The following is an 11727-nucleotide window of genomic DNA, read 5'->3' as shown; positions in this document are numbered from 1 at the left end:
CGGTCGCGGGGCGTGACCGGACGGCGGAACCCGAGCTCGGTTCGACCGCCTCGGCGCCGGCGAGAACGACCACAAGATAACTTACGCATACGTTGGGAGACACATTGACCCCGCACCTCATCGCACTCGATGTCGACGGCACGATCGTCGACTACGACGGATCCCTGTCGGAGTCGGTGAGGCAGGTGCTCGACCGGCTCGTCGAGGACGGCCACCACCTCGTGATCTCGACCGGCCGTGCCCTGCCCGGCGCGCTCGAAGTCGTCCACGCGCTCGATCTCAAGCACGGATTCGTCGTGTGCTCGAACGGATCCGTCGTCGTCCGCCTCGACCCGGAGCTGCCCTTGGGGTGGGAGATGCACCATGTGGTGTCGTTCGACCCGAAGGATGCGCTGGAGAAGATGCACAAGGCGCTGCCGACGGCACTGTTCCTCGTCGAAGATCCGGACCTGCACCGGTGGGCGTCAGGGGCGTTCCCGGTAGGGGAGCTCGCCGAGTCGGACACTCTCGACATCGTCGACTTCGACGAGCTGCTGACCAAGCGGGCCACCCGCATCGTCATGCGCGAGGTCAACGGCACCGCCGAAGAGTTCGCGGCCGCTGTGGATTCGCTCGGACTGCACGAGGTCAGCTACTCGGTGGGCTGGAGCAACTGGCTCGACATCGCTCCCGACGGAGTGTCGAAGGCCAGCGGCCTGGCGCTCGTGGCCAGTGAGCTGGGCGTCGAGCATGTGCACACCGTGGGCGCCGGAGACGGGCTCAACGACATCGAGATGATCGAGTGGGCCGAGCACGCGATCGTCATGGGTCAGGCGAAGGACGAGCTCAAGGTGCTCGCCACCGTCGTCACCGATCCGGTCGACGATGACGGCCTGGCCGTGGCGCTCATCGACTACTTCGACCTCGACGAGTCTCTGCTGGAAGCCACCGGCACCACCAACACCCGCCCCTAACTGCTACCTGACGGCGCCCCAGCAACGTGGCGCCAGGGTGCTGGGGCGCCGTCAGGTAGCAAATGGGGTCTCAGAGTCGGCGGGCGTCCAAGACTGCGTCGAGGTAGCGGGCGACTCCGTCGTCATCGACGGCCTCGGTGACGGCCGCTGCGATCGCCTTGACCGAACCCAGTGCGTTGCCCATGGCCACGCCGTGTCCGGCCCACGAGAGCATCTCGATGTCATTGGGCATGTCCCCGAACGCCATCACCTGCGACTGCGCCACACCGAAGTGGTCGCACAGATCCGACAGCGTCTTCGCCTTCGTGATCCCTGCCGGCGCGAGCTCGACGAGCCCGTTGTCCGGTTCGGAGAACGACGCATGGCAGGTGCCCTCGACGAGCGGGTCGATGAGGTCGTGCATCGCCTGCGAATCGCTCGTATCCAGTCGCACGAGCACCTTGACGACGTCCTCGCCGGCAAGCTCGGAGACATCGTCGATCATCCGCGCCTCACGAGGCCGGCCGGTGACGAACTCCCTGTCGATGAAACCGCCGTTGAGGGTCTCGTAGGCGAACCGGGCCTCGGGATGGTCGGCCCGCACCGCAGTGGTGATCTCCGCGATCGTCTGCGCATCGATGCTGTGGGCGGAGACGACGGACTGTGAGGCGATGTCATAGACGACGGCGCCGTTGAGGCACACGACCCGGCCGAGGTCGGGGATCTGTTCAGCGATCGGTGCGAGCCAGCGGATCGGCCGGCCGGTGACGAGGACGAACGGGATGCCGGCGTCCTGGCAGCGGTGGATCGCGTCGATCGTCGCCGTCGAGATCGGCTTCCAATTCAGCAGCAGCGTTCCGTCGATGTCGCTGGCCACGAGCCCGAGTTCGAAATCGGCCGGAGGCAGGCGGTCGGGACTGAGAGGAGGAATCATGATGATCCCAGCCTAGCGAGGTTCTCCCGCGCCCGCCCCAGCAGCTCCTCGGCATCGCCGATGAACCGCGCACTCGCCTGCGCGCTCGAGTCGATCGGCCGCCCGGCCGCCTCGCTGCGTGCCATGGACGCGGCGAGCACCGCCTCCCCGACCTTCGACGAGGCCTTCGTCAGCAGCTCGGGTACGTCGCCGACCGCGCTGCGGACCGATCCGGGCACGATCTGCCCGCTGACGGGATACCGGGAGTGAAGGTCTGCGGTGATGGCGTCGACGACCTCGACGAGGGCATTGAGCCGGTGGGTGCCGTCGACGATGACGTCGACCGGATCCTTGCCCGCTGTGCCGGTTTCATCCGTCGCCGAGGTGGTCGTGCCGACCTCGTCGGCGCTGCCGTTCGCATCGTCCCCCGCCGAGGCGGCCCCGGAGGGCCGTGCCTCATGGAGGGCGACGGCCGTGGCGTAGTAGCGGTCGACGGCGCGGAGGAAACGGTCACGGTTGTGCCGCCACAGCCCGGTGCCGAAACGCTCATCGTCGCCACCGGTCTTGGCCGCCTTCTTGCGCAGTCCGGAGAAGAGTCGCTTCACAGGTAGTTGCCGGTGCCGTGGTCGTTCCGATTCGGCTCCGATGACTCGTTCTGCTGCCCGTCGGCGCCGGGCTGAGGCATTCCCGGGGCGACCATCCCCGGCGGCAGCTGACCGCGTGCTGCGAGCTGCTGGGCCATCGCCTGCTGCGCGGCGATGGCCGTCTGAATGCCGTGGAAGAGTCCTTCGAGCCAGCCGACGAGCTGAGCCTGAGCGATGCGCAGCTCAGAGGTCGTCGGTGGGCCGTCGGCAGAGTCGAAGGGCAGGTCGAGGCGTTCGAGCTCGTCGATGAGCTCCTTCGACAATCCGTCTTCGAGCTCGTCGATGGAGCGACGGTGAATCTCGGCGAGCCGCTGCCGCCCCTTCTCGTCGAGTTCGGTGCCGCGAACCTCTTCGAGCAGCTGTTTGACCATGGTGCCGATTCGCATCACCTTCGCCGGTGAGGAGACATCGGCTTCGTCCTTCTTCGCCCGGGCGAGCCCGTCAGCGGTGCTGGTCTCACCGGTGCCGCTTTCTTCGCGGTCGGGATTTTCGGTCATGGTCGGCTTCCTTCCTCATCGACGATGAGCAGAACCTTGCCGATGTTCGTCCCGTCCTCCAGGGCCTGGTGAGCACGAGTCGCCTCGGCGATCGGCAGGGTCTCATGGATGATCGGGCGGATGTCACCGGAGATCACGGCCGGCCAGAGACGGTCGGCCACCTCGGTGACGATGCCGATCTTCTGTTCCTTCGGCCGGGCCCGCAGCGTCGTCGCGGATACGGTCTTCCGCGGCTGCATGAGCCAGCCGAGGTTGATCTCGGTCTTCGTCCCGCCCTGCATTCCGATGATGACGAGGCGACCGTCGGTGTTCAGCGCCTTGATATTGCGTTCGAGGTACTTCGCGCCGATGATGTCAAGGATGACATCGGCACCGGTGGAACCGTCCTCATGGGTGCAGATCTCGTGGACGCGGTCGACGAAGTCCTCGTCGCGGTAGTTGATGATCGCGTCGGCGCCGAGTTCGCGGCAGAATTCGGCTTTCCGCTCGGATCCGACGGTGACGGCGATCTTCACACCGAGGTGGTTCGCGACCTGGATCGCGGCCGTGCCGATGCCCGATCCTCCGCCGTGGACGAGCAGCCATTCGCCGGCTTCGACGCGTCCGCGGCCGACGATGTTCGACCAGACGGTTGAGAGCACCTCCGGCAGGGCGGCCGCCTCGGTGAGGTCGAAGTCCTCGGGGACGGGAAGGAGCTGACCTGCGGGCACGGGAACGAACTCGGCGTAGCCGCCGCCGGACAGCAGGGCTGCGACTCGGTCGCCGACGGACCAGCCGGTGACCTCGGAACCGAGCTTCTCGATCGTGCCGGACACCTCGAGGCCGGGGATCAGGGTGGCTCCTGGTGGTGGATCGTAGAACCCGCGGCGCTGGAGCAGATCGGCGCGGTTCACACCGGCGGCGTGGACGCGGACGAGCACCTCATCGGCGGTGATGTCCGGTGTCGGTTCGTCGGTGAGCTGCAGAACCTCGGGCTCACCGGGGGAGGAGATCGTGATTGCGCGCATGCTCCCACTGTAGTGGCTGGGTGCGCGGGAGGGCAGGGGCGTTCGCGAGGTGGGGTTCGGGGGAGGGCCACTCGGGATGAGGCGAGGCGGCACAGGATGCAGGGCGGCTCGAATTTGGGTCGCTATCGGATACTGGCCCTCGAATTTGGGTCGCTATCGGATACTTCTGGAGCTCGAAAGTATCCGATAGCGACCTGAATTCGGCAGCGAAGCCCCTCAGGCGAAGAGGCGGAACATCGGCGAGTTCTGGTGCACCCGCTCGACCTCGATCGACGAGGCCTCCATCCGCTCGAGCAGATTCGGCAGGTCCTCGGCGTAGCCGAGCTGGATGCCGACGAAGGCCGGACCGGTCTCCCTGTCGGAGCGTTTGACGTACTCGAACATCGCGATGTCGTCCTCGGGTCCGAGCACCTCGTTGAGGAAGCGGCGCAGGGCACCGGGCTCCTGCGGGAAGTCGACGATGAAGTAGTGCTTGAGGCCTTCGTGGACGAGCGAGCGTTCGAGGATCTCCGGGTAGCGGGAGATGTCGTTGTTGCCGCCGGAGACAAGGCACACCACGGTCGAACCGGGTTCGATGGTGATCGGTTTGCCGGAGTCCGGGCCGCCGATCCCTGCCGAGGCCAGAGCCCCGGACGGTTCGGCGATGATGCCGTCGACCTGGTACATGTCGAGCATTTCGGTGGCCACCGCACCTTCGGCGACGGGGCGCACGTCGAGGCCGAGTTCGTTGACGACCTCGAAGGTCAGCGCACCGGCCCGTTTGACGGCGGTGCCGTCGGCGAAGCGGTCGATGTTCTCCAAGGTCACGGGGTGGCCGGCCTTGAGCGCGGCGATCATCGAGGCGGCACCGGCGGGTTCGGCGCCGATGATCTTCGTGTTCGGCATCCGCTCGGCAGCGTAGGCGGCGATGCCCGCGATGACTCCGCCACCGCCGACGGGCACGATGATGTAGTCGGGGTCGGTGTCGAGCTGGGCGTGGATCTCGGCGGCGACGGTTCCCTGGCCGGCGATGGTGCGGCGGTCGTCGAAGGCCGACACGAGGAGGGCGTCATTGCGGTCGGCGAACCGGTGGGCCAAGGCGGAGGCGTCGTCGTAGGTGGATCCGGCGATCTCGATCGTCACCTGGTCACCGCCGAAGTGGCGGACGCGTTCGATCTTCTGCTTCGGGGTGGTCTTGGGCACGAAGATCGTGCCCTGGATGCCCAGTTCCTTGCAGGCGCGAGCGAAGCCCTGGGCGTGGTTGCCCGCCGAGGCGCACACGACTCCGCGGGCCCGTTCGTCCTCATCGAGCTGGAGCATGAAGTTGAAGGCTCCGCGGATCTTGTAGGACCGCACCGTCTGCAGGTCCTCGCGCTTGAGGTAGATGGTCGAACCGGTCGCGGCCGTCAGCCGCTCGCAGATCTGCAGTGGCGACAAGATGACAGAGTCGGCAATTCGCGACGCGGCCGCTTCGACCTCGTCGGCAAGTGTGAGCTTCTGGGATGTCATGTCTGTTTCAACCACCAGACTATTGTGCGCCCTCTGTCTTGCCATTTGGCAACTCGTATCGACATGAGGACATTATGAGCGCAGTGCGCGAACCCCGTCCACGCGCGCATCCTTTCACGTCCGCGTCCCGTCCACACCCCGTCCACGCGCGCATCCCGTCCCCGTCCACGCCCTCACCCCGCCGCACTTCTGGCACCGACTTCACGGTTTCTGGTGCGCCCTGATCCGCGAATGCCTCTTAACATGATTGGATGGAAGGTGCCCGTATTCCCGCCTAGGAGTCGTCATGGCCATCAGCAGTGAGCTCGAACAACTGTTAGCCAGCTGGATACCTCGTCAGCCGTGGTTCCCCAAGCTCGCCGCAGACTTCGGCACCGACCCCGACATCACCCCCATGTCGGTGGCCCGCGCGTTCACCTACACCGCCGAGGAGCTCGGCGGATTCGTCGGCCTCGTCACCGTCATCTCCGTCGGCGATGGCCCGACCCTGCGACGTCTCAACATTCCGCTGACCCTCCGCGGGGCCGAGGACATGCACCTGCGCCACGCCCTCATCGGCCGGGTCGATGACCTGGCGCTGGGCACCGTCTACGTCTACGACGGCGCCGCCGATCCCGTGTTCGTCAACCTCATGGCCGATGCCATCACGAAACGCAAGATCTTCGACGGCGGGCAGCTCTCGACCGAATCCCTGCGTCATTCGCAGGAGAAGTCCGACGCCCGGGACCGAGCATCGGTGCCGTTCCCGGTGACCGCGAACGGGGAGTCCGCCTCGGCGAACGGATCGACGAACACCGGCGCCGAGGCGGTCCCGCCGAAGCCGTCGAAGGGTGACCTCGAGGTGGGGGAGAACGATGTTCTGCCCGTGGAGATCCGCCCGATCGAGGTCGCGGACTCCGGTCCGCACAAGTCGACCATCATCATCCACGACGAATACGAGCCCATGGAGCTCTCGTTCTTCCGTGTGCTCGAGAACGGGATGCCGTCATCGCTGACGATTCCCGTGCTCCTCACCGAGGCGGGTTCGCGCAGCGTGCCCGAGGTCATCGGCTGGGGATCGGGCCGGTGGTACGACATGTTCGAGGTCCAGGAGATGGAGGCGCCGATGGCGCTGCTCTCCCACGTCGACGTCGATGCCGAACCGGCCTGGCGGGAAGCCGTGAACACCGTGTGCGCGGTGGACTCCGGGTCGATCGGAGCCTACAACGCCCACGCCGCTGAGATGGGCCGGCGCATCGGGGAGCTCCATGCGGATATGGCCGCGGAGTTCGGCATCGTCGAAGGCGCCGGCGTGCCGACGAAGCAGCTTGTGCAGAAGTGGGTCGAACGCATCGATTGGGCCCTGGGCCGGGCACCGCTGGCCCTGGATTCCCTGGTCCCTGAGCTGCGCACCCACCGTGCGCGGGTGCAGAGCCTGGAGACCATCGGCACCCTGCAGAAGATCCACGGCGAGCTCACGCTCGACCATGTGGTCAGCTCGTCGACGGACGGCTACTCGGTCGTGAAGTTCACGGATTCGACGAATTCGGATCCGAAGCCCGCCGCCTTCGACCTCGTGGCCCTGCTGCGCAGCATCGACTACGCGGCCGGGTTCGCGCGGCTGCAGCGCACGGATGCACTGGACTCCGAAGACGGATCCTTGGTCGTCAGCGGCTTCGGCAACGATCCCGCGGCCCTGCGCGCGATCTTCGATTCGCCCGAATACCTGTGGGCCTCGCAGGTGCAGAACTCGCTGCTGTCCGGCTACTCCCGCGCTCGCGGCGACAGCATCGGCTTGAATGATCCGGTGCTGCGGGCCGCACTGATCGATCGCCTGCTCGTCGAGGTCGTCACCGAGCTGCGCAACCGTCCGAATTGGCTGTCCGTGCCCCTGGCGACACTCACGCTCGTGCTCAAGGGCAAGCCCGCCCGCGCCGAGGAGGCCCCCGCCGAGAGCGCATCCGCCGAAGACGTTCCGGCCTGGGCGAGGTCGTCCGAACCCACGGCCGCCGACGACAGCTCGACCGACGATGCGGCTGCTTCCGCAGAGGGCACTGCAACTGACGCTGGGACAGTGGCTGGCAGGGAATCTGCGTCTGGCTCTGCCGATTTGGATGATTCGTTCGCCGTGGCGGCACCTGCCGACGAAAGAACGGCCGCCGATTCGGAATCGGTCGCAGCAGCGCCCCGCGGAACATCGGGAACCGTCGCCGCGGCAATCGCGAACTCGGGTGCCGAAGACAACCCGGACACCGAAGACTCGGATACCGAGAACTCGGACGAAACATCCGCGGCAGAGCCCGAAGCCGATGAGGTCGAGGTCGCCGATACCGCAGAGAACACCGTTGAGGCAGTCACGGATCCCGACATCGACGACGTCGAGGACTCCACCGTGGTTCCGCCTCAGGACGATGATCTCGAGGCGGCTCCGGCTGAAGACGAGGAATTCATCGAGGAAGAAGAGCCGGAGGTCCCGGTTCGACGAGTACCGGCATCGTTCGCGGCTCGCGGAGCCGCGGCGGAGGACTCGGACAGCACCGACCGAGAATCGCAGCCGACCAAGCCGAAGGATGCGCCGAAGCTCGGCAAGACGTGGAGCGAGCGTTCGCAGGAATCCAGTGGAGATCGTGGAACCTTCGGCGAGCCGCTCTCCGAACGATCGGACAAGAGCCGCGAAGGGTCAGCGGGACAGCCCGGCACCTCAACGGGACAGCCTGACACCTCATCGAGCCGGACCGACACCTCGGCGAACCGTTCCGACACCTCGTCGGACCGCTCCGGCGACGATTCGAAACCTGCCGGCGGCTCAGTCTTCGATGACCTGCTGGGCACTGAACGCAAGCGCAACCGGATGAAGAAGCGCAAGAAGGACTGACCGCGATTGCGGCGCGACCGCCTCGGTGCTGGTCAAGGGCCGAACGGTCAATTGGCAGATGCCGTTGCGGTTGTGAGAAACTATGGTGGCTCGGCCTCGTGCCGGGCAGGCCGGGTTCACTCCGCTGCTGTCACAGGCAGAGGAAGAACCGAGGGAAGCGTGTCCGAGCGGCCGAAGGAGACGGTCTTGAAAACCGTTGTGCGGCAACCCCGCACCGTGGGTTCGAATCCCACCGCTTCCGCTCAACAGTAAAGCCCCCGAACCCATCGCGGTCAGCGATGAGCTCGGGGGCTTTCGCATACCAGGGACGACGTGTCAGCACTCGCGGGTTCAAAAGTCATACGCACTGATCGCGATCACCACATATGAATTCTGAAGCCGCTCATGCACACCAGTCGACCGAGAGCGCGCCCCGTTGCCGAAGCATCAGTCCCGGACTGGTGCCTGTGGTCCGGGTGCCCCTGGTTCGGGTGCTCCCGGTTCCGGAGCTTCGGGAGTCTCCGACATCTCCGGTTCGGACATCTCGGCGTCGGCCTCGGGGTCGTCGAAGCTGCGCACCGAGCGGCGGAAGCCGCGGGTGAGTACGGCCAGGTACACGATACCGAGGGTCAGCCAGATGATGCCGCCGATGAGGGCCGTCTTGTGCAGGCTCACCCACAGGACTCCTGTGAGGATCGCGCCGATGGCCGGCATGATGACGAAGCTGAACGTCGTCCTGAAGTCCACGACCTGCTTGGTTCGGAACGCATAGTGCGCGATGACCGTGAGGTTGACGAAGGTGAAGGCGATGAGTGCGCCGAAGTTGATGAGCGCGGAGATGAGCTCGAGACTGAACGACATCGCCAGCAGGCACACCGCTCCGACGAGCACGATGTTGAACACCGGGGTGTGGGTCTTCGGGTTGATGTAGCCGAAGGCCTTCCGCGGCAGCACACCATTGCGTCCCATGACCAGCAGCATGCGTGACACGGATGCATGCGAGGCCAGTCCCGAGGCGATCGTGGCGGCGAAGGCTGCGGCGAGGAAGAAGCCCTGGAAGACGTGTCCGCCGGTGAGGAAGCCGATCTCCGGCAGCGGGTCATCGACGAGGGTGAACTGCGAGTTGTCCGGGAAGAGCAGCTGCGCGAAGTAGCTGGCGACCAGGAAGATCGCGCCGCCGGCGATGACGGTGAGCATGATCGCCTTCGGCATGAGGTTCACGTGCTTCGCCTCGTTCGTGTACATCGTCACGGCGTCGAAGCCGATGAACGAGAAGCACACGACCGTGGCGCCGGTGAGCAGCGCAGAGAGCCTCACTCCCTCATGGACGAAGGGTTCGGGGCTGAAGACCACTCCGGCTCCGTCGCCGTTGGTGAGGTTGACGATCGCGAAGATGCAGAAGAGCGTGACCATCGTGACGGCGAAGATGAGCAGAACGGCGTTGAAGTTCGCCGTGCCGCGCATCGACGAGGTGACGATGCCCGTCATGACGACGGTGTAGACGACCACCCACACCCAGGCCGGGGCATCGGGAACGAGGGACTCCATGTACAGGCGGGCGATGAGGCAGTTGACCATCGGCAGCAGCAGGTAGTCCATGAGCGACGTCCACCCGACGAGGAACCCGAGTCCCGGGGACATCGTCTCGCGGGTATAGGTGTACGCCGATCCTGCCGTCGGGAAGATCTTGACCATCTTTCCGTAGCTGAAGGCCGTGAAGATCATGACGATGAGAGCGATGAGGTAGGCCGAGGGCACTGCTCCCTTGGTCTCGTCGGACACGATCCCGAACGTATCGAAGACCACCGTGGGCGTCATGTATCCGAGTCCGAGTCCGACGATGGACCACAGTCCGAGGTTGCGCTTCAGTGAGCCAGAGGCAGCCATATCAGTCCTCCCCAATGAGTTGTGCTGCCTGCCGGTCCGAGCATGTCGTCGTCGACGGCGGTCCGGCAGTGATGTGCGTCATGATCCTAACGCTTCCGCTACTGATTGCGAAACCACCGAGGATGATTACCGGAGCAATGGGTGCTCAATTGATATGGAATCAGTGATTGTGGGCGGCATTCACAACGATATCGGTAGTTGAGCGCTGGCAGGCGTCCGTCCGGTCAGGTGCCGTACCTCTCGGCTGTCCCGCACCGTCCCGACCGGCCCAGTTATCGAACGAACCGTCAGGCAATGGCGAAAACAGAGTAGATTGCAGTCATAGGACCTACCGGCCCCACAGAGAGGTGTGAGAGAAGTATGGCGATCGAAACGCTCAGTTCCCGACAGTCGGCGGCATGGAAGGACCGGGTTCTGCCCCCGGTCGAAAAGGTCGCCGAAGGCGTCTGGGCCGCGCCGGTTCCGATCCCGAACAACCCGCTCGTCTACACCTACTGCTATGCCATCGCCGATGGCTCCGGTGTCGTCCTCATCGACCCGGGCTGGGACGGCAAGGATCAGTACCTGGCCCTCACCTCGGCGCTCGCCGACCTCGGTTTCAAACCCACAGACATCCACGGCATCGCGATCACGCACTACCACCGGGACCACATCGGGCTCGTGCCCGCGCTGCTGGCGAAGAATCCCAGTGCCTGGATCGCCATGCACGGTGAGGACCTGCGCTCCATCAAGCGCTTCTACACCAACGCCGTCGACCTCGGCACCGGCATCGACCCGAACATCAACATCGCCCGCGCCTACGGAGTCCCCGAAGACCGCTGGGGAGAGGTCGAGAGCCTGCAGGTCGGCTCGAGCCGTGCGAAGGACGCGAACGAAGCCGGCGGCGCCAAAGACCCGAAACGCGAAGCCCTGAGCTTCTACCAGCAGGCCCTGCGCCAGATGCCGGAGACGGTCCGCGTCCTCGACGACGGCACCGAACTGCCGCTGGCCGACGGCACGGTGCGGGCACTGTGGACTCCAGGCCACACATACGGGCACTCGGCATTCGTCCGCGACGACGACAATCTGCTGTTCTCCGGCGACCATGTGCTGCCGACGATCACGCCGAACATCGGGCTCGATTCCGGGGCGATCACGCACAGCCTCGGCGACTATCTGCGGTCGTTGGAGAAGATCGCACAGCTCGACGAGGACGTGTCGGTGCTGCCCGCCCACGGGTTCCGCTTCAGCGGACTCCACGACCGCAAGGCAGAGCTCGTCGACCACCACCACGAACGCCTCGACGAGATCCGGGCGCGGATGGAAGCCACCGACGATCACAGCGTCTACTCGATCGCGCAGGGCCTGCACTGGTCACGCGGATTCGACAGCCTCCACAACTTCAATCTCTTCGCCGCCCTTGCCGAAACCGCCGCACACATGCATTATCTCGGTATCGACCTCGGCGTCGGTTCCCTCGTCGGCAACAGATGATGCAGGTCAGAACGCAGCAGATGATGCACGCCAGAGCGCAGCACATGGTGCTG

General features: G+C 65.5%; 9 protein-coding genes and 1 tRNA gene. 4 read left to right on the top strand and 6 right to left on the bottom strand.

Annotation, left to right across the window (positions count from 1 at the left end; genetic code table 11):
* Positions 1–104 precede the first annotated feature (104 nt).
* On the top strand, positions 105–953 hold the full coding sequence (locus L1F31_RS16355) for an HAD family hydrolase (RefSeq protein WP_265418289.1): 849 nt from the start codon (positions 105–107) through the stop codon (positions 951–953).
* A gap of 70 nt (positions 954–1023) precedes the next feature.
* Here L1F31_RS16355 and L1F31_RS16350 read toward each other — a convergent pair whose 3' ends face one another.
* From L1F31_RS16350 to ilvA, 5 genes are all read right to left on the bottom strand, one after another.
* Positions 1024–1866 (bottom strand): HAD family hydrolase, encoded by an 843-nt coding sequence (locus tag L1F31_RS16350; RefSeq protein WP_265418288.1) that lies wholly within the window; start codon positions 1864–1866, stop codon positions 1024–1026.
* The gene (locus L1F31_RS16345) at positions 1863–2450 is read right to left on the bottom strand and encodes a hypothetical protein (RefSeq protein ID WP_265418287.1); all 588 of its coding nucleotides are present in this window, start codon (positions 2448–2450) and stop codon (positions 1863–1865) included. Before L1F31_RS16345 ends, L1F31_RS16350 begins: the two co-directional genes overlap by 4 nt.
* Complete coding sequence (locus tag L1F31_RS16340; protein WP_283255778.1) at positions 2447–2986, bottom strand: proteasome activator; 540 nt, start codon at positions 2984–2986, stop codon at positions 2447–2449. Before L1F31_RS16340 ends, L1F31_RS16345 begins: the two co-directional genes overlap by 4 nt.
* Complete coding sequence (locus L1F31_RS16335; protein ID WP_265418286.1) at positions 2983–3993, bottom strand: NAD(P)H-quinone oxidoreductase; 1011 nt, start codon at positions 3991–3993, stop codon at positions 2983–2985. The genes L1F31_RS16340 and L1F31_RS16335 overlap by 4 nt, the downstream gene beginning before the upstream one ends.
* 216 nt (positions 3994–4209) lie before the next feature.
* Positions 4210–5481 carry a threonine ammonia-lyase IlvA gene (ilvA, locus tag L1F31_RS16330; RefSeq protein ID WP_265420458.1) on the bottom strand — a complete coding sequence of 424 codons (1272 nt, stop codon included), beginning with the start codon at positions 5479–5481 and terminating at the stop codon, positions 4210–4212.
* Positions 5482–5767: 286 nt separating this feature from the next.
* On the opposite strand from ilvA, the gene L1F31_RS16325 reads away from it, so the two are divergent.
* Both L1F31_RS16325 and L1F31_RS16320 read left to right on the top strand, forming a co-directional pair.
* A complete protein-coding gene (locus L1F31_RS16325) occupies positions 5768–8335 on the top strand; it encodes a maltokinase N-terminal cap-like domain-containing protein (RefSeq protein ID WP_265418285.1) in 2568 nt (855 codons plus the stop codon).
* Between the two features lie 153 nt (positions 8336–8488).
* Positions 8489–8576, top strand: a tRNA-Ser gene (locus L1F31_RS16320).
* A 185-nt stretch (positions 8577–8761) separates the two neighbouring features.
* Here the strand turns inward: L1F31_RS16320 and L1F31_RS16315 are convergent.
* A complete protein-coding gene (locus L1F31_RS16315; protein ID WP_265418284.1) occupies positions 8762–10201 on the bottom strand; it encodes an APC family permease in 1440 nt (479 codons plus the stop codon).
* Positions 10202–10561: 360 nt separating this feature from the next.
* Between L1F31_RS16315 and L1F31_RS16310 the strand changes: the two genes are divergently transcribed.
* Positions 10562–11674, top strand: a complete 1113-nt coding sequence (locus L1F31_RS16310) for an MBL fold metallo-hydrolase (RefSeq protein ID WP_265418283.1) — start codon at positions 10562–10564, stop codon at positions 11672–11674.
* The last annotated feature ends 53 nt before the right edge of the window (positions 11675–11727 follow it).

The sequence above is a fragment of the Brevibacterium spongiae genome (genome assembly GCF_026168515.1).
In the GTDB taxonomy this organism is placed as follows: domain Bacteria; phylum Actinomycetota; class Actinomycetes; order Actinomycetales; family Brevibacteriaceae; genus Brevibacterium; species Brevibacterium spongiae.
Note: the sequence above shows the minus strand (reverse complement) of the source record. Positions and strands in the feature narration are given on the sequence as shown.